This window comes from Kineococcus sp. DHX-1, assembly GCF_042473625.1.
In the GTDB taxonomy this organism is placed as follows: Bacteria; Actinomycetota; Actinomycetes; order Actinomycetales; family Kineococcaceae; genus Kineococcus.
The window spans coordinates 1307230-1325115 of the sequence record NZ_CP170445.1; the positions used below are offsets into that span (position 1 = coordinate 1307230).

Consider the following 17886-nt stretch of genomic DNA (forward strand, 5'->3'; position numbering starts at 1 on the left):
GTGTGACTCAGGTGTACAGCGTGAACTCCGGGTGGGCACCGGTGAGGAAGTGGTTGCCCACCTCGCGCGCCTTGTACTGCACCGGGTCGTGCAACGTGTGGGTGCGGACGTTCCGCCAGAACCGGTCGAACCCGTACTTGTTCGACGACGCGCGGGCGCCCGTCACCTCGTAGATCGTCGACGTGGCCTCGATCGCCAGGTCGGAGGACACGACCTTGAGCGCCGCGATCTCCTCGGCCACCTCGCCGCGCTCGGCCCACGTGAGGTCGGCGCCGCGCTCGTGGGCCTGGGACAGGGACTCCCCGACGCTGCGGCCGAGGGCCTCTGCCGCCCGCAACCTCGCCACGAGCCGGCCGTAGGTGGCCAGGACGTACGGGTCCTCGACGGCGTTCTGCACGTCCGAGAGCAGCCACGGCCGCGAGGTGGTGCGGGTGTACTCGGCGGCGGTCTCCAGCGCCCCGCGGGTGACCCCGAGGTAGAAGTGCCCGAACGCGGCCTGGATGGCGGGAGTGACGAGGGATCCGAACGCGCCGCTCGTGGACGCCGACCCCAGGACGGCGTCCGGGGCGATCCGCACGTCCTCGAACCGCACGGAACCCGAGGCCGACAGCCGCTGCCCCAGGTTGTCCCAGTCGCCGCCCTTGACGAACCCGGGGGTCTCGCGGGGGACGACCACGAGCAGGTCGCGCCCGTCGTCGGTCAGGCCGCCGACGACGGTGACGTCCCCGACGCTGGCACCGGTGGAGAAGTTCTTGGTGCCGGACAGGATCCAGCCGCCGGTCACGTCCGGGTCCGGACGCAGCTGGAGGTCCGGGTCGACGGGGTTCACCGAGTCGCCCCACAGCCACTGCTGCTCGGCGGTGGGCACGCCCCAGCGCTGCCGGCCCGCGTCGTCGGCCACCCAGACGAGGTTGTGCGCGTTGACGTAGTGGTACGCCAGCAACTGGGCGATGGACCCGTCGGTGCGGGCGATCTCCTTCACGACGTCCAGCGCCACCGACCAGGGCAGCCCGGCCCCGCCGATCGACGTCGGCAGCAGGACGGCCGGCAGACCGGCCTTGCGCAGCAGTTCGGCTTCCGTGAACGGCTCGGCGTTGGCGCGGTCGCGTTCGAGGGCGTCGAGGCCGAGGTGGTTCGCGACGTCGCGGGCGGCGTCGAGGACCTGGTCGCGCGTGGTCATGCGGGATCTCCTGGAGTTCTCGGGCGGGAGTTGGTCAGCGGTTCGAGGCGCGGAAGGCGGCCGCGGGGTGGTCGTCACGGACGTGGACCTGACCCTTGCCGTAGATCGTCTCGCGCAGCGTCTCGCCCTCGTACTCCGTCGGGTACACGCCGCGGCGCTGGAGTTCGGGCACGACGAGTTCGACGACGTCCTCGAACGTGCCGGGCGTGATGGCGTAGGCGCAGTTGAACCCGTCGACGTCCCCGACCTCCATCCACCGCTGCAGCTCGTCGGCCACGGTCGCGGGCGAGCCGACGACGACGGCCCCCATCCCGCCGATCCCGACCCAGTTCGCGATGTCGCGCGGGGTCCACTTGCGGTCCGGGTCGGCCGTCGAGAACGCCTCGACGGCGCTGCGGACGGCCTGCGTCTCGGCGTACTCCAGCGGCTCGTCCGGCGGGTAGCTCGACAGGTCCAGTCCGCTCCAGCCGCCGTACAGGTTCAGGGCGCCGTCGTAGCTGACGTACTGCGCGTACTCCTCGTACTTCGCCCGCGCCTCCTCGTCCGTCGGCGCGGTGATGATCGTGACGAGCGTGAACACCTTGACGCTGCGGGGGTCCCGGCCGGCCTGCTCGGCCTGCGCGCGCAGGCGGTCCACCCAGGGGCGCATGACCTCGGGGCGGGTGGCGGTGTTGAAGATCGCCTCGCCGTGGCGCGCGGCGAACCCGATCCCGCGCGGGGAGGCGCCGGCCTGGAAGATCACCGGGGTGCGCTGCGGCGAGGGGGCGGTCAGCCCGATCCCGGGGACGTCGAAGAACTTCCCGTGGTGCTCGATCGGGTGGACCTTCGCGGGGTCGGTGAACACCCCGGCCTCGGCGTCGCGGACGACGGCGTCGTCCTCCCAGGAGCCCTCCCAGAGCTTGTAGACGACCTCCATGAACTCCTCGCCGAGCTCGTAGCGCTCGTCGTGGGAGATCTGGGTCGAGAGCCCCAGGTTCTTCGCGGCGGACTCCAGGTAGCTCGTCACGACGTTCCAGCCGACCCGGCCGTTCGTGTAGTGGTCGAGCGTCGCCATCTTGCGGGCGAAGGAGTAGGGCTGCTCGTAGGTGAGGGACACCGTCACCCCGAACCCGAGGTGCTCGGTGACCGCGCCCATGGCCGAGACGGCGAGCATGGGGTCCCCGACGGGGACCTGCGTCGACTCGCGAAGGGCCGTCTCCGGGCCGCCCTGGTAGACGTCGTAGATCCCGAGGACGTCGGCGATGAACAGGGAGTCGAACTTGCCGCGTTCGAGAAGCGTGGCCAGCTCGGTCCAGTAGCGGATGTCGTCGAACCGGTGCGACTGGTCCTCCGGGTGCCGCCACAGGCCGGGGGACTGGTGCCCGACGCAGGTCATGTCGAAGGCGTTGAGATGCACCCGGCGGGGTTCGGTCACGGTGTTCTCCGTCTCGAGGGGGGTCACTTCACGGCTCCGGCGGACAACCCGCCCACGAGCCACTTCTGGGCGACCACGGCGAGCACGTACATCGGGACGATCCCGACGAGCGAGGCCGCGGCCTGCTGGCCGAACTGCACGGTGCGGTCGCCCTGGAACAGGGACAGGCCGACCGGCAGGGTCTGGCTGTCGGTGCTCTGGGAGAACGACACGGCGAACAGGAACTCGTTGTACGACAGGAACAGGCAGATGAGCAGGGCGGCCACCAGCCCGGGGGCCAGCAGCGGCAGCACGATGCGGAAGAGCCCGCCGGTCGTCGACAACCCGTCGACCCAGCCCGCCTCCTCGATCTCGATCGGGATGCGTCGCACGAAGCCGTCGAGTAGCCAGACCGCCACCGGCACGTTCGCCAGGCCGTTGACCAGGACCAGCCCGATCGCGGTGTTCGTCAGGTCCGCCTGCTTGAGCAGGTAGTACAGGGGCAGCACGGCCACGATCGGCGGCGCGCAGTAGCTGGCCAGCAGCACCGTCTGCAGCCGTTCACCGCGCACCCCGGCGCGGGCCGTGACGTACGCGGCGGGCACCGCCACGAGGGACGTCAGCAGCGTCGCGCCGATCGCGACGACCCAGGAGTTCGCGAGCATCGTCGACAGGGGGACGGTCGAGAACGCCTTGGAGAAGTTCGACCAGACGAAGACGCTCGGCAGCCAGCCGCCGTTGGCGATGTCGTCGACGCTGCGCAGCGACAGCGAGACGAGGAACAGCAGCGGCAGCAGCGCGACGAACGCGACGACGGCGAGGACGACGCGGACCCCGCCGCGGCGCAGCGTGGCCGCCGGGCTCGTCGCGCGCCGGGCGCCCGCGACCGTGGACGCGCTCACTGGTCGGCCTTCACGGCGCGCGCCCGCAGCAGCGTGACGACGGTGGTCAGGACGCCCACGACGAGCCCGAAGACGAGCGTCTCCGCTGCGGCCGTGCCGATCTCGTAGCTGCCGCGCATGCCCGTCCTGAAGATCTCGAAGCTGGAGACGATGGTGGACACGCCCGGTCCGCCCTGGGTCACGACCGTCACGAGGTCGAACACCTTCAGGCCGATGACGAGTTCGAGCAGGAGGACCGAGAAGACGTTCGGCGCGATGACCGGCCACACGACGTTCGTGAACGACCGGAACGCCCCCGCGCCGTCGAGCGCGGCCGCCTCGCGCAGCTCCTCGGGAACCCCCAGCAGCGCCGCGAACACGAGCAGCGTCACGAGCGGGGTCCACTGCCAGACGTGCATGACCACCAGGGCGCTGAACGCCCCGACGCTGTCACCCAGCGGGTTCGCGCCGGGGAACCCCAGCACCGAGAACAACCCGCCGAACGCGCCGCCGACGGGGGCCAGCATGAGCTTCCACGCCACCCCGACCATGACGGGCGGGGTGACCAGCGGCAGCAGCAGGATGGTCCCGACGACGCCGAAGCGCGTCCCGCGGGCGTGCAGCAGCAGGGCCAGCAGGACACCGATGAGCGTCGCCGCCAGTGCCGCGACGACGGCGAACACGACGGAGCGGACGAGGGACCCCGCGAACGCCAGGGACTCCCAGGCGTCGACGAAGTTCTCCGTGCCGGTGAACCGCTGCAGCGGCCGGGCCAGCGACGACTTCGTCACCGCGAGCGCGACGACGAACAGCGTGGGGTAGACGAGCATGAGGGCGAGCCCGGCCAGGCTGGGCGCCGCCAGCCAGGTCGAGACGTGCCCCGGGCGGTGTCGGCCCGGGACGGCCCGCGGTGTGCCGCCGGAGCCGCGCCGGGGCCTCGGGACCCCGGCCCGCGTCCGTTCCCCGCGCTGTTCGTCGAGCTGCGTCATCCGAGTTCCTTCTCCCAGCTCTCGGCGGCCTTGTCGAGCGCGGCCTGCGGCTGCGTCTGCCCCTGGATGGCCAGGGCCAGCTGGTCGACGAGGTCCTGCAGCGCCTTGGGGGCGCCCTGCTGGCTCGGCCACGCCAGCGGCGTGCCGTCCAGGCCCTCGCGGATGACGTCGGTCGCCTTGCCGGCGGCCTGGGCGTAGGAGTCGGCGTCGAGGACGGACTTGCGGGCCGGGTCGATGCCCGAGCCGGCGGTGGAGGCGAGGAGGAGGTTGTTCTCCTTGTTCGTCGCCCACTCCACGAACGCCGCGGCCTTGTCCTGCTGCTTGGACGCGCTGCTGACACCGAGGCCGAAGCCCGCGTCCAGGGCCGTGCGCGGGGTCGTGTTCTTCCCGCCGACCGGCAGCGTCACGACGCCCCACTTGTCGACGATCTTCGAGCTCGACGGGTCCTGTGCCTTCAGGCCGAGGTCGGTCCAGGTGTCGAGCATGGCGCCCTGGCCGGACAGGAAGGCCGAGTTGGCCTGGTCGAAGCCCGTCTGCAGCGGCGTCGGCAGGGCGGAGGGGGAGACGTCGATGAGGTGCTGCAGGGCCGCGAGGCCCTCCTCGCCAGCGAAGGCCGGCTTGCCGTCGGAGTCCACCAGCGTCCCGCCGTAGCCCGCGAGGCGGTTGATGAAGGAGCAGCCCAGGATCATCGGGACCTGCTGGCCCTCGACGATGGCGCCGTAGACCGAGCCGCCGGAGTCCTTGGTGATCTTCTCGGCGGCCGCGTCGTACTCGTCCCAGGTCTTCGGCGGTTCCACGCCGTACTTCTCGAAGACCTCGGCGTTGTAGTAGAGGACGTGGGTGTCGCCGTCGAAGGGCAGGCCGTAGCGCTTGCCGTCGATGAGCGTGTAGGGGTCGTAGATCGACGGCAGGAAGTCGTCGGTCGCGATCTCGCTGTTCGCGCCGATCCACTCGGTGAGGTCGACGAGGGCGTCGGCGTTCACGAGCTCACCGAGACCGAAGTAGAAGTAGTCGAAGACGTCGAACTCGCCGTCGCCGCCCTGCACGTCGAGGATCTGCTTGCTCGTCAGCTGGTCGTAGGGGATCGCCGTGACCTCGAGCTTGCCGCCGAACTGGTCGGCGAACTTCTTGCCGAGCAGTTCGGTGAAGGCGAGCACGTGCGGTTGGTTGACCATGAGCTTGAGCGTCGCGCCCTTGAGGTCGACGGCCTTCTCCGCGGCCAGCCCGGAGGCCGCCGACCCGTCGCCGCAGGCGGCCAGCGTGCCGGTGGCGGCGAGGGCGCCGACGCCGAGGGCACCGGACAGGATGCGACGGCGGCTGGCGAGGAGGCGGGTGCTGGACGGGGACGCGGGGCTGCGACGGGGCGCGGACATGGCTGTGCTCCGGGGGTAGGCGGACGGGAGGTCCGTCGGGGGTGCGCGCGGAACGGCGCGCTCGTGGGGTGCGGGGGTGCTGTGGTGCGAGGACCCCGGGGGAGGTGGCGGCGGCCGGTCAGGCCGCGGGCGACGTCCCCCGGCACGTCGGGGAGCCCGGGCGACAGACCATGGAGGCCGTGCGCGCGAGGTCGACGTGGTAGCGCCGGGTGAGCTGGGTACAGCTGTCCACTGCGAGTCCTCCATCGCCCCTGGCGGGAGCACCTGCCGCTCGCGCGGTGGTTGCTGTGGCGTCAACGAGCCAGGTCTCTCGGCCACTCTGGATGGTGTTGACGCGAGCGTAGCGGACCCGCGTGGTCTCCGGGAACGTTTCGACGGGCACGAGTGCGCAGGGTCACGGCGGGCGGCCTGTGCGACACTGAGGACGGCCGTGCGTTCCCCCACACCGGGCGCGCGGTCCGCCGTCGAGACCGTCGCCTGGTGCGTGGGTCCCGGGCAGCGCCGCGGTCTGGTGGAAGGACCTCGCAGGCGCCCCGGCCCCTCCCCGGACGACGACCGCCGGCGGCTCCGGGGGGAGCACGCGTCGCGCGACCTCTCCGGTGCACCAGGACTTCCGTCGGGCGCGGGTCGACCCGCCCGGCGATTCCGACGAGGACGCCCGGGCGTCCGCGGGGACGACCGGTGGAGCGGACGCTGCGGGCCAAGCGGAGCACCCGTGACGAGCACACCTGAAGAGAACGCAGCCACGACTGCCGGGGCGACGAAGCCCCGCCGCCGCCGGGCGGCCAGCCGTCCCGCCGGGCCCCCGGCCCACGTGGAGCCGACCGACGCGACCGGCGTCGAGCCCGGGACGACGCCCGTGGCGTCGCAGGCTCCCGCCGACGCCCCAGCTGCAGCGTCCACCGAGACGCCCACCGGGACTGCGGTCGCAACGCCCACCGGGACGGCCGCCGAGGAGGCGCCCGCGCCCCGCCGCCGCGCCCGGCGGGCCACCCGGAAGGTCGCGACCCCCGAGGCGCCGGCCCCCGAGGTCGCTGCTGTCGAGACCCCCGCTGTCGAGACCCCCGCTGTCGAGACCCGCGCCGTCGAGACCCGCGCCGTCGAGACCCCCGCGGTCGAGACCCCCGCCGCCGCGCCGGAGGAGCCCGCCGCCGAGGCGCCCGCACCCACCCGCCGCCGCCGCGCCCGCAAGGCGACCGGCGCCCCTGTCGCGGCGCCCGCCGAGGTGCCCGCGGAGCCGGAGGCGTCGCCCGTCGTCGCGGCCGCCGAGGACGCTCCCGTCGAGGAGGCACCCGTCGAGGAGGCACCCGTCCAGGCGCCCGCCGCCGGCCTCTCCGAGGCCCCCGCCGAGGCCCCCGCCGCCGACGCTGTCGAGGAGGACCAGGCCGACCTCATGGACGACCCCGTCCTGCTGCGCGCCGCCGGGTTCGCCCGCGGAGCCCGCCGTGGTGGCACCGACGAACCGACGGCCGACCGGGCCGCCGACGCCGCAGCCCGCGCCACCGCCCTGTTCTTCCAGGCGCCCGACGCCGAGACCCCGCCGCGCCGCCGCCGGGCCTCCGCGCCCGCGGGCCCCCCGCCCGGCGCCCGGGTCGCGGACGACCACGTGGACGCCGTGGACAGCGACGACTCCGACGACGCCCTCGACGGGTCCGAGGGCCGCTCGCGCGACGACGAGGTCCTCGACAGCCTCCGTGACCTGCGCCGGACCCGCGGCGGGCGCCGCGACGAGCTCGAGGACGAGTCGGACGACGACGAGTCCGACGAGAACGAGGACGGCGAGGACTCCGACGAGTCCGACGAGTCCGACGAGGACACCCGCGACGAGGACGGCGGTGTTCCCCGCCGTCGCCGTCGCCGCGGTGGCCGGGGCCGCCGCAGCCGGGGCCGGGACAGCGACGACCGGGACGACCGGGACGACGAGACCGGCTCCGATGCCCCCGAGGACACCGCGTCGGAGGACGCATCCGAGGACGAGGACGACTCCGCCGACGGCCCGGACGACGGCGAGGAGCAGTCCGGCTCCTCCCGCCGCCGTCGCCGTCGTCGCCGTCGTGGTGGCTCGGGCGAGGGGGACGACGTGTCGGGTGACGACCCGCCGAACACCGTCACCCGGGTCCGCGAACCGCGTCGCCCCCGCGGCACGGGCGAGGACGAGGTCACCGCGCTGCGCGGCTCGACCCGTCTGGAGGCCAAGAAGCAGCGCCGTCGTGAGGGCCGCGAGGCCGGGCGCAAGCGCGCCATCCTCACCGAGGCCGAGTTCCTGGCCCGCCGCGAGGCCGTCGAGCGCGTGATGGTCGTGCGCCAGCAGGACGACCGCACCCAGATCGGCGTGCTCGAGGACAAGGTCCTCGTCGAGCACTACGGGGCCCGGCAGGCGCAGACGTCGATGGTCGGCAACGTGTACCTCGGCCGTGTCCAGAACGTGCTGCCGAGCATGGAGGCGGCCTTCGTCGACGTCGGCAAGGGGCGCAACGCCGTCCTGTACGCCGGTGAGGTCAACTGGGACGCCGCGGGGCTCGAGGGCCAGCCGCGCCGGATCGAGGCCGCGCTGAAGTCCGGCGACCCCGTCCTCGTCCAGGTCACCAAGGACCCGGTCGGGCACAAGGGCGCCCGGCTCACGAGCCAGGTCTCCCTCCCCGGCCGCTACCTCGTGTACGTGCCGCGCGGGTCCATGACCGGCATCTCGCGCAAGCTGCCCGACACCGAGCGGGCACGCCTGAAGAAGGTGCTCAAGGAGGTCGTCCCGCCGGGGGCGGGCGTCATCGTCCGCACGGCCGCCGAGGGCGTGGCCGAGGACGAGCTGCGCGCCGACGTCCAGCGCCTGCAGGCGACCTGGGAGGCCATCCAGGCCAAGGCCCAGAGCAAGAACGCCCCGCTGCTGCTGCACGGCGAGCCGGACCTCACCGTCCGCGTCGTCCGCGACGTGTTCAACGAGGACTTCACGAAGGTCGTCGTCTCCGGTGAGCAGGCGTGGGAAGCCGTCCACGGGTACGTCGCCGACGTCGCCCCCGACCTGGCCGAGCGGCTGGAGCGCTGGGAGGGGTCGCAGGACGTCTTCGAGCACTTCCGCATCGACGAGCAGCTGCAGAAGGCGCTGGGCCGCAAGGTCTGGCTGCCCTCGGGCGGTTCCCTCGTCATCGACCCGACCGAGGCCATGCACGTCATCGACGTGAACACCGGGAAGTTCACCGGGGCCGGCGGGACGCTCGAGGAGACCGTCACGCGGAACAACCTCGAGGCCGCGGAGGAGATCGTCCGGCAGCTGCGGCTGCGGGACATCGGCGGGATCATCGTCATCGACTTCATCGACATGGTCCTGGAGTCCAACCGCGACCTGGTCCTGCGCCGCCTCGTGGAGTGCCTGGGCCGGGACCGGACCAAGCACCAGGTCGCCGAGGTGACCTCGCTCGGGCTCGTCCAGATGACCCGCAAGCGCACGGGTCAGGGCCTGGCCGCCGTCCTCGAGGAGCTCGACGCGGCCGCCGACGCCAACCCCGCACCGCAGCCGTCCCCGTCCTCGGGCGGGAACGGCGGCGGCGGTGGGAACGGCGGCGGCGGTGGCAACGGCAGTGGGAACGGCGGCGGGAACGGCGGCGGGAACGGGAACGGCAAGTCCCGGCGCCGCCGCGGCCGCGACCGGTCCTCCGACGAGGCGCCCCGGGCGGAGTCCGAGGGCGCCGAGGGCGGGAACTCCGGGCGCGAGCAGGCCAAGGAGCCCGCGCACGAGCCCGCCAAGGACGCGGCGGTCCTCGCCGCCATCGCGGCCGTCGCCGCGGCCGGTCGCAAGGAGCGGGACACCTCCGCGCCGGGCGACTCCGCGTCCGCGCCCGAGCCGGCCTCGCCGCCGGCGGGGGAGTGAGCGCGCCGTTTTGACCCCGGGGGGAGGCGTTCCGTACGCTTACCCCTTGGTGCGCCGTCGTGCGCGAGCCTCGGACTGCGTGGGCAGTCCGGTGGCGATCCAGTTGTTGACGAGAGAAACGGGTTCGTTGTGGTGTACGCCATCGTCCGCGCCGGCGGCCGGCAGGAGAAGGTCTCGGTCGGCGACGTGCTGACCATCGACCGGGTCCCCGTGGCCAGCGGGGAGACGCTGCAGCTGCAGCCCCTGCTCCTCGTCGACGGTGAGACCGTCACTCACGACGCTTCGGCGCTCGCGGGTGTCAAGGTCGTCGCCGAGGTGGTCGAGGAGGCCAAGGGCCCCAAGATCACCATCCTCAAGTACAAGAACAAGACCGGGTACCGCAAGCGCCAGGGCCACCGCGCGAAGCTCACCCGCGTCAAGATCACCAGCATCGGGGCGTGACGTCAGATGGCACACAAGAAGGGCGCGAGCTCCTCGCGCAACGGTCGTGACTCCGCCGCGCAGCGCCTCGGTGTGAAGCGCTTCGGCGGCCAGGTCGTCAGCGCGGGCGAGATCCTCGTCCGTCAGCGTGGCACCCACTTCCACCCCGGTGCGGGCGTGGGCCGTGGCGGCGACGACACGCTGTTCGCGCTGATCCCGGGGGCCGTCGAGTTCGGCACCCGTCGTGGTCGCAAGGTCGTCAACATCGTCGCGGGCGAGTGACGACGCACCAGTCGTGAACACGAGGGGCGGACCGGAGTGATCCGGTCCGCCCCTCGTGCGTTCCACCAGCAGGTCCACACCAGTTCGAGGAGATGACATGTCGACGCACTTCGTCGATCGCGTCGTGCTGCACGCGTCCGGCGGTGACGGCGGCAACGGGTGCGCCTCGGTGCACCGCGAGAAGTTCAAGCCCCTCGGCGGGCCCGACGGGGGCAACGGCGGTCGCGGCGGCGACGTCGTCCTCGAGGTGGACCCCCAGGTGACGACCCTGCTGGACCTGCACCGCCGTCCGCACCGCAGCGCCCCCGACGGCCGCTTCGGCATGGGCAGCCACCGCAACGGCGCCGAGGGCGACGACCTCGTCATCGGCGTCCCGGACGGGACGATCGTCCGGTCCTCCTCCGGGGACCTGCTCGCCGACATGGTCGGTCCGGGCACGCGCTACGTCGTGGCCCCCGGCGGCCGCGGCGGTCTGGGCAACGCGGCACTGGCGACGACCAAGCGCAAGGCGCCCGGCTTCGCCCTGCTGGGTGAACCGGGCGAGGCCGCCGACGTCGTGCTCGAGCTCAAGACGCTCGCCGACGTCGCGCTCGTGGGCTTCCCCAGCGCCGGCAAGTCCAGCCTCGTGGCGGCGCTGTCCGCGGCCCGGCCCAAGATCGCCGACTACCCCTTCACGACGCTGGTGCCGAACCTGGGCGTCGTCGAGGCCGGCTCGACGCGCTTCACCGTCGCCGACGTCCCCGGACTCATCCCCGGCGCCAGCGAGGGCCGTGGCCTCGGCCTCGACTTCCTGCGCCACGTCGAGCGCTGCGTGGCCCTCGTCCACGTCCTCGACGGCGCGACGCTGGAGACCGACCGCGACCCCGTCAGCGACCTCGAGGCGATCGAGAAGGAGCTCGCGGCCTACACCGTCGACGACGGCACCGTCCCGCTGCAGGACCGGCCGCGGATCGTCGTCATCAACAAGGCCGACGTCCCCGACGCCGTCGACATGGCCGACATCGTCCGCGAGGACCTCGAGAAGCGCGGCGCGCCCGTGTTCGTCGTGTCCGCCGTGGCCCGCACCGGGTTGCGCGAGCTGTCCTTCGCGATGGCCGAGCTCGTCGCGGCCTCCCGGGCCGCGGCCCCCGAGGCCGTCCCGACGCGGGTCGTCCTCAACCCGCCGGCCGTCGACGCCTCCGGGTTCACGGTGACGCGCGAGGAGTACGGCGACGCCGAGCACGCCCAGGTCCGCTTCCGCGTCCGCGGCGAGAAGCCGCGCCGCTGGGTCCGGCAGACCGACTTCACCAACGACGAGGCCGTCGGCTACCTCGCCGACCGCCTCGCGCGGCTCGGCGTGGAGGACGAGCTCTTCAAGAAGGGCGCGACCCCGGGCGCTGAGGTGGTCATCGGCGACGACGCGAACGCCGTCGTCTTCGACTGGGAGCCCACGATGGTCGCGGGCGCCGAGGTGCTCGGTCAGCGCGGGTCCGACCTGCGCCTGGAGGACCAGTCGCGTCCCACCCGCGCCGTCAAGCGCGAGGAGGAGCGCGAGCGTCGCGCCGCCAAGGCCGCCGCCCGCGGCGAGCTGGAGAGCGAGCGCGTGGCGGGCCACTGGACCGCCGACGACGACCAGGACTGAGAGGACTGAGGAGCCCGTGGGTCGTCAGGACCTGACCTCGGCCCGTCGCGTCGTCGTCAAGGTGGGGTCGTCCTCGCTGACGACCGCGGCCGGGGGGCTCGACGCCTCCCGCCTCGACGCCCTCGTCGACGTCCTGGCCCAGCGCCGGCTCGCGGGCGGGGACGTCGTCCTCGTCTCCTCCGGCGCGATCGCCGCGGGGCTGGCGCCCCTGGGCCTGGCCAAGCGTCCGCGGGACCTGGCCAGTCAGCAGGCGGCGGCGAGCGTCGGCCAGGGGCTGCTGCTGGCGGAGTACGCGCGGGCCTTCGGTCGCGCCGGGCTGACGGTCGGGCAGGTGCTGCTGACGGCCGAGGACGTGGTGCGCCGCACCCACTACGGCAACGCGCAGCGGACCCTGGAGCGGCTGCTGACCCTCGGGGTCGTGCCCGTCGTCAACGAGAACGACACCGTGGCGACCCACGAGATCCGCTTCGGCGACAACGACCGCCTGGCCGCGCTCGTCGCGCACCTCGTGCGCGCCGACGCGCTCGTCCTGCTCTCCGACGTCGACGCGCTCTACGACGCACCGCCGTCGCGGCCGGGTGCCCAGCGCATCGCGCACGTCCGCGGTCCGGAGGACCTGACCGGGGTGACGGTCGGCTCCGCGGGCGCGGCGGGGGTCGGCACGGGCGGCATGACGACGAAGGTCGAGGCCGCGGGCATCGCCACCTCCGCAGGCGTCCCGACCCTCGTGACGTCGGCGGCGCTGGCCGCGCCGGCCCTGGCGGGCCAGGACGTCGGGACCTGGTTCTCGGTGCCCCCCGCGAGGTCGGCCCGGCGCAGCACCCGTCAGCTCTGGCTCGCGCACGCGGCGGCGCCCGCCGGACGCCTCGTGCTCGACGAGGGGGCCGTGCGCGCGGTGCGCTCGAACCGGTCCTCGCTGCTCCCCGCGGGCGTGGTGGGGCTGTCCGGCCGGTTCCGCGCGGGCGACCCCGTCGACCTCGTCGACGGAAACGGCCACGCCGTGGCCCGCGGGCTGGTGAACTACTCCTCGGAGGAGATGCCGGACCTGCTCGGGCGCACCACGCGCGAGCTCGCCCGGCAGTGGGGTCCGGCGTACGAGCGCGAGGTCGTGCACCGGGACCACCTGGTCCTCCTGGGTCGCTGAACAGCGAGCGACCGGTACCGGACGAAGGGACCGTGGGTGGGCGAGTCGTTGCCCTTGTGGTCGGTGACGCTGACGGTGGCGGGGCACGCCACCGACGTCGCTGAGGTGCGGTCGGCGCTGGACCGGCTGCTGGTCGAGCACCCGTTCCTGTCGAGCGTGCGCTACAGCGGCACCCGCGCCGAGCTGCGCTACTGGGACGAGGCCCGCGACGTCGACGACGCCGCGGCCATGGCGTTGCGCCTGTGGCCCGAGCACCGGGTCAGCGCCGGTCTGCCGGACTGGTCGGTCGCCGGCATCGAGGTGGTCGACCGCGCCACGGTCGAGCACCGCGCCGAGGCGCAGGCCGCGTCCCGGCACCGGCGCGGGGTGCCCGTCCGCCGGGCCCGGACGCTCGACCTCATCGGGGACATCGCACCCTGGTGACGCCGCCCGGGGCGTTCGGGAAAGGATCGTTCAACAATCCCAGTCCGCGGATAGGCTGGCCGGCATGACCGTCGCCGCGACCCCCGACACCTCGCTGCAGGACGCCGTCCTCGACGTCTGCCGCCGCGCCAAGGTCGCCTCCCGACCGCTGCGGGTCGCGACGCGGGCCACCAAGGACGCTGCGCTGCAGGCGATCGCGGACGCCCTCGAAGCGGCGACGGACCGCATCGTCGCCGCCAACGAGCTCGACCTCGCCCGCGGTCGCGCCGACGGCACGTCCGAGCACCTGCTCGACCGGCTGGCCCTCGACCCCGCCCGGATCGCCGCGATCGCCGGTGCCGTGCGCGAGGTCGCGGCCCTGCCCGACCCCGTGGGTGAGGTCGTGCGCGGGTCGACGCTGCCCAACGGGCTGCGCCTGCGGCAGCTGCGCGTGCCGATGGGCGTGCTCGGCGTCGTCTACGAGGCGCGCCCCAACGTCACGGTCGACGTGGCGGTCCTTGCGCTCAAGAGCGGCAACGCGGTCGTCCTGCGGGGCGGGTCCGCGGCGCTGGAGTCCAACACCGTGCTCGTCGACGTCGTCCGGGGCGCGCTGGAGTCCGCCGGCCTGCCCGCCGACGCGGTCACGAGCATCGACGAGCACGGCCGCGACGGCGTCGGCGTCCTGCTCACCGCGCGCGGGCTGGTGGACCTGCTCGTCCCGCGCGGGGGCGCCGACCTCATCCAGCGCGTCGTGCGCGAAGCGACCGTCCCCGTCATCGAGACGGGCGTCGGGAACTGCCACGTCTACGTCGACGCCTCGGCCGACCTGCGCCAGGCGGTCGACGTCGTGCTCAACGCCAAGACGTCCCGGCCGAGCGTCTGCAACGCGGCCGAGACGGTCCTCGTGCACTCGGCCCTCGCCACCGACTTCCTGCCGACGCTGCTCAGCGCCCTGCACGAGGCCGGGGTCGTCCTGCACGCCGACGAGCGGTCCCAGCAGGCCGCGCGCGTCGCGGGCGTCCCCGCGCAGGCCGTGACGGACGCCGACTGGGCCGCGGAGTTCCACGGTCTCGAGATCGCCGTCGGCGTCGTCGACTCCGTGCAGGACGCCGTGGAGCACATCGGCCGCTGGACCTCGGCCCACACCGAGGCCGTCCTGGCCACCGACGTCCGCGTCACCGACTACTTCTGCGCCGCCGTGGACTCCGCGGTCGTGGCCGTCAACGCCTCGACCCGCTTCACCGACGGCGGGGAGTTCGGCCTCGGGGCCGAGGTCGGCATCTCGACGCAGAAGCTGCACGCCCGCGGCCCGATGGGGCTCGGGGAGCTCACGACGACGACGTGGCAGGTCCTGGGCGACGGGCACGTCCGGGTCTGAGGGTCACGGGCCCTCCTCGAGGGAGTCGCTCGCGACGAGGTACGTGGGGCGTTGCTGCAGCTGGACGTACAGCCGGCCCACGTACTCCCCGAGCACGCCGAGGCACAGCAGCTGCAGCGTCCCGACGCCCGCGACGACGGCCAGCGTCGACGTCCACCCCGGCACGGTCTGGCCGAGGGCGAACGACACGAGCGCGTACAGGAGCAGCAGCGACGTCAGCAGAGCGCCGCCGAGGCCGAAGAACGAGGCCAGCCGCAGCGGGGCCGTCGAGGAGCCCGTGATGGCGTCCAGCGACAGCCGCAGCATGCGGGTCAGGGGGTACTTCGTCCGGCCGGCGCTGCGGGCCTCGCGCGCGTAGCCGACGGTCGTGGAGGCGAAGCCGAGCTCGGGGATGACGAGCCGCAGGACGCGGTGGGCCTCGGGCAGCTGCAGGACGGTGTCGACGACCGTGCGGTGGGTGAAGCGGAAGTCGCCCGCCTGCTCGGGCGCGCGACCGCCCAGGGTCCGCACGAGCCGGTAGAACGCCGCCGCCGTCAGCCGCTTCAGGCGCGAGTCCACCGACCGGTCCTCGCGGACGGCGTAGACGACGTCGTGCCCGCGTCCGGCCGCTGCGAGCAGGCGGGGGAGCACCTCCGGCGGGTCCTGCAGGTCGGCGTCCATCGTCACCACGCCCCCGCGGGCCCGGGCGCGCGCCAGCCCCGCCGAGAGCGCGGCCTGGTGGCCGGCGTTGGCGCGCAGCCGCACGACCCGCAGCTGCGGCCACCCGCGCCGCAACCGCGCCAGCACGACGGGGGTCGCGTCCGTGCTGCCGTCGTCGACGACGAGCACCTCGTAGCCGCCCAGGCCCTCGGCCAGGAGCCCGTCGAGCACCGGCCGCAGGCGGGCCGCGAAGGCCGGCAGCACCTCGGCCTCGTCGAAGGCGGGCACGACGACGGTCAGGGCGGGGGACGGGACGGGCGCATCGACGACAGGTGGAGCGGACACGGGGAGATCCTGCCGCAGCACCGGACCGGCGGGCGTGCGAGACTGGCCCCCGCTGTCGTCGTCGCCGTACCCGCAGGAGGATCCGACCATGCTGCACGCGCTCGTCGCCGAAGCCGCTCAGCAGACCCAGGAGACGCACGGCGCCGGCCTGCCGTCGCCCTACGTCTTCGGCATCGTCGCGCTCTGCGTCCTCGCCTCGATGCTCATCGTGACGGTGGCCTTCCGCAGCGTCGGGACCCGTCACTGACCTCGGTCGTCCCGGACGTGACCGGCCCTTCCCCCTCGCGGCGGCCCCGCCTCGGGGTCATGGGCGGCACGTTCGACCCGGTCCACCACGGGCACCTGGTCGCGGCCAGCGAGGTCGCGGCCCGGTTCGACCTCGACGAGGTCGTCTTCGTCCCCACGGGACGGCCGTGGCAGAAGTCGCGCGAGGACATCGCCCCCGCCGAGCACCGCTACCTCATGACGGTCATCGCGACGGCGTCCAACCCCCGCTTCACGGTGTCCCGCATCGACATCGACCGCGGTGGGTTCACGTACACGATCGACACCCTGCGCGAGCTGCGCGACCTGCGGCCCGAGGCCGACCTCTTCTTCATCACCGGGGCGGACGCCCTGGCGCAGATCCTGCAGTGGAAGGACGTCGCCGAGCTCTGGTCGCTCGCGCACTTCGTCGGGGTCAGCCGCCCCGGGCACGCCCTCACGGACGACGGGCTGCCGATGGACGGGGTGAGCCTGCTGGAGGTCCCGGCGCTGTCGATCTCCTCCACCGACTGCCGCCGGCGCGTCGCCGACGGTCTGCCCGTCTGGTACCTCGTGCCCGACGGTGTCGTGCAGCACATCTCAAAGCACCGCCTCTACGCTCCGACGGCGGTGGACGGGCCCGCGGTCCCGGTCGTGGGAGAATCGACGGGCTGAACCGCCCGACCCGCCTGACCGCAAGCACCGCCCCGAGGAGTCCCGTGCCCGCATCCGACCGTTCTCTCGAGCTCGTGACCGCTGCCGCGGCGGCGGCCTCGGACAAGCTCGCGACCGACGTGATCGCGCTGGACGTCTCGGACCAGCTGTTCATCACCGACGCCTTCCTCCTCGCCTCGGCGCCCAACGAGCGCCAGGTGCGCGCCATCGCCGAGGCCGTGGAGGAGAAGCTGCTGCCGCTCGGCTCCAAGCCGGTGCGCCGCGAGGGCGAGCGCGAGGGCCGCTGGATCCTGCTCGACTTCGTCGACGTCGTCGTCCACGTCCAGCACGTCGAGGAGCGCGAGTACTACGCCCTCGAGCGCCTGTGGAAGGACTGCCCGCTCCTGGAGCTCGGCGAGCCCGCGACGAGCGACCAGCAGGCGTGAGCGCCCGCCGCGTCGTCCTCTGGCGGCACGGCCGCACCGCCTCGAACGCCCAGAACCGCTTCCAGGGCCAGCTCGACGTCCCGCTCGACGAGGTCGGCCGGGCCCAGGCCGCCGAGGCCGCCGCGCACCTCGCCGCGTGGACGACCGACGTCGGCGCCGTCGTCGCCTCGGACCTGTCCCGCGCCGTCGACACCGCTCGCGCCTTCACGGCCCTGACCGGCCACGACGTCGTCCAGGACCCCGCGCTGCGCGAGGTCGACGCCGGCACCTGGCAGGGCCTGGTGGGGGAGGAGATCGCCCAGCGCTGGCCGGACGAGCACGCCGCCTGGCGGCGCGGTGAGGACGTGCGGATGGGCGGTGGCGAGACCCGCACCGAGCTCGGCCTGCGGGTCGCCACCGCCGTCGAGCGGCACGCGTCCACCGTCGAGGACACCCTCCTCGTCGCCTCCCACGGGGCCGCGCTCAAGGCCGCCGTCGTGCGCCTCGTCGGGCTGCCCGTGACGGCCGCCGGGGCCCTCGCCGGCTTCCGCAACTGCCACTGGGCCGTCCTCGTCCGCCGCGGCGACGCGTGGGTGCTCGAGGAGTACAACGCCGGAGCTGCGGGGGCCGGGGTCGGCGCCGAGGGGTGATCACC

Annotated in this window: 17 protein-coding genes and 1 riboswitch; of the genes, 11 read left to right on the forward strand and 6 right to left on the reverse strand. The window is 73.7% G+C overall.

What is annotated here, in order from left to right:
* Positions 1-7 precede the first annotated feature (7 nt).
* From ACFEMC_RS06330 to ACFEMC_RS06350, 5 genes are read right to left on the reverse strand one after another with little or no spacing between them, the layout of a single operon-like run.
* Entirely contained in the window at positions 8-1180 is a 1173-nt protein-coding gene (locus ACFEMC_RS06330; protein WP_380174639.1) for an acyl-CoA dehydrogenase family protein, read from the reverse strand.
* Positions 1181-1214: 34 nt separating this feature from the next.
* On the reverse strand, positions 1215-2594 hold the full coding sequence (locus tag ACFEMC_RS06335; RefSeq protein WP_380174641.1) for an LLM class flavin-dependent oxidoreductase: 1380 nt from the start codon (positions 2592-2594) through the stop codon (positions 1215-1217).
* 23 nt (positions 2595-2617) lie between these two features.
* A complete protein-coding gene (locus ACFEMC_RS06340) occupies positions 2618-3475 on the reverse strand; it encodes a carbohydrate ABC transporter permease (RefSeq protein ID WP_380174644.1) in 858 nt (285 codons plus the stop codon).
* Complete coding sequence (locus ACFEMC_RS06345; protein ID WP_380174646.1) at positions 3472-4443, reverse strand: carbohydrate ABC transporter permease; 972 nt, start codon at positions 4441-4443, stop codon at positions 3472-3474. Before ACFEMC_RS06345 ends, ACFEMC_RS06340 begins: the two co-directional genes overlap by 4 nt.
* On the reverse strand, positions 4440-5816 hold the full coding sequence (locus ACFEMC_RS06350; RefSeq protein ID WP_380174648.1) for an ABC transporter substrate-binding protein: 1377 nt from the start codon (positions 5814-5816) through the stop codon (positions 4440-4442). The genes ACFEMC_RS06345 and ACFEMC_RS06350 overlap by 4 nt, the downstream gene beginning before the upstream one ends.
* 239 nt (positions 5817-6055) lie before the next feature.
* A riboswitch (SAM riboswitch) is annotated at positions 6056-6146 on the reverse strand.
* Between the two features lie 385 nt (positions 6147-6531).
* On the opposite strand from ACFEMC_RS06350, the gene ACFEMC_RS06355 reads away from it, so the two are divergent.
* The 7 genes from ACFEMC_RS06355 to ACFEMC_RS06385 all read left to right on the forward strand — a co-directional run bounded on the left by ACFEMC_RS06355 (position 6532) and on the right by ACFEMC_RS06385 (position 14925).
* The gene (locus ACFEMC_RS06355) at positions 6532-9678 is read left to right on the forward strand and encodes an Rne/Rng family ribonuclease (protein ID WP_380174651.1); all 3147 of its coding nucleotides are present in this window, start codon (positions 6532-6534) and stop codon (positions 9676-9678) included.
* Between the two features lie 129 nt (positions 9679-9807).
* Entirely contained in the window at positions 9808-10119 is a 312-nt protein-coding gene (gene rplU / locus ACFEMC_RS06360) for a 50S ribosomal protein L21 (protein WP_179749490.1), read from the forward strand.
* A gap of 6 nt (positions 10120-10125) precedes the next feature.
* Positions 10126-10380: a 50S ribosomal protein L27 gene (gene rpmA / locus ACFEMC_RS06365; RefSeq protein ID WP_106207788.1), complete on the forward strand. Its 255-nt coding sequence runs from the start codon at positions 10126-10128 to the stop codon at positions 10378-10380.
* 97 nt (positions 10381-10477) lie between these two features.
* The gene (gene obgE / locus ACFEMC_RS06370) at positions 10478-12001 is read left to right on the forward strand and encodes a GTPase ObgE (RefSeq protein WP_380174654.1); all 1524 of its coding nucleotides are present in this window, start codon (positions 10478-10480) and stop codon (positions 11999-12001) included.
* A gap of 16 nt (positions 12002-12017) precedes the next feature.
* Positions 12018-13145 (forward strand): glutamate 5-kinase, encoded by a 1128-nt coding sequence (gene proB, locus ACFEMC_RS06375; protein ID WP_380174656.1) that lies wholly within the window; start codon positions 12018-12020, stop codon positions 13143-13145.
* Between the two features lie 36 nt (positions 13146-13181).
* The gene (locus ACFEMC_RS06380; RefSeq protein ID WP_380174658.1) at positions 13182-13568 is read left to right on the forward strand and encodes a hypothetical protein; all 387 of its coding nucleotides are present in this window, start codon (positions 13182-13184) and stop codon (positions 13566-13568) included.
* Between the two features lie 64 nt (positions 13569-13632).
* Positions 13633-14925 carry a glutamate-5-semialdehyde dehydrogenase gene (locus tag ACFEMC_RS06385; RefSeq protein ID WP_380174660.1) on the forward strand — a complete coding sequence of 431 codons (1293 nt, stop codon included), beginning with the start codon at positions 13633-13635 and terminating at the stop codon, positions 14923-14925.
* A gap of 3 nt (positions 14926-14928) precedes the next feature.
* On the opposite strand, the gene ACFEMC_RS06390 is transcribed toward ACFEMC_RS06385, so the two are convergent.
* Positions 14929-15909: a glycosyltransferase family 2 protein gene (locus tag ACFEMC_RS06390; RefSeq protein ID WP_380174662.1), complete on the reverse strand. Its 981-nt coding sequence runs from the start codon at positions 15907-15909 to the stop codon at positions 14929-14931.
* A gap of 88 nt (positions 15910-15997) precedes the next feature.
* Between ACFEMC_RS06390 and ACFEMC_RS06395 the strand changes: the two genes are divergently transcribed.
* Genes ACFEMC_RS06395 through ACFEMC_RS06410 form a run of 4 tightly spaced genes read left to right on the forward strand, consistent with a single transcriptional unit; the run spans position 15998 to position 17881 of the window.
* Positions 15998-16156, forward strand: coding sequence for a hypothetical protein (locus ACFEMC_RS06395; RefSeq protein ID WP_367635778.1), 159 nt, complete (start codon positions 15998-16000; stop codon positions 16154-16156).
* A 17-nt stretch (positions 16157-16173) separates the two neighbouring features.
* Positions 16174-16827, forward strand: a complete 654-nt coding sequence (nadD, locus tag ACFEMC_RS06400) for a nicotinate-nucleotide adenylyltransferase (protein WP_380174665.1) — start codon at positions 16174-16176, stop codon at positions 16825-16827.
* Positions 16828-16871: 44 nt separating this feature from the next.
* A complete protein-coding gene (gene rsfS / locus ACFEMC_RS06405; RefSeq protein WP_380174667.1) occupies positions 16872-17252 on the forward strand; it encodes a ribosome silencing factor in 381 nt (126 codons plus the stop codon).
* Complete coding sequence (locus ACFEMC_RS06410) at positions 17249-17881, forward strand: histidine phosphatase family protein (protein ID WP_380174669.1); 633 nt, start codon at positions 17249-17251, stop codon at positions 17879-17881. Before rsfS ends, ACFEMC_RS06410 begins: the two co-directional genes overlap by 4 nt.
* The last annotated feature ends 5 nt before the right edge of the window (positions 17882-17886 follow it).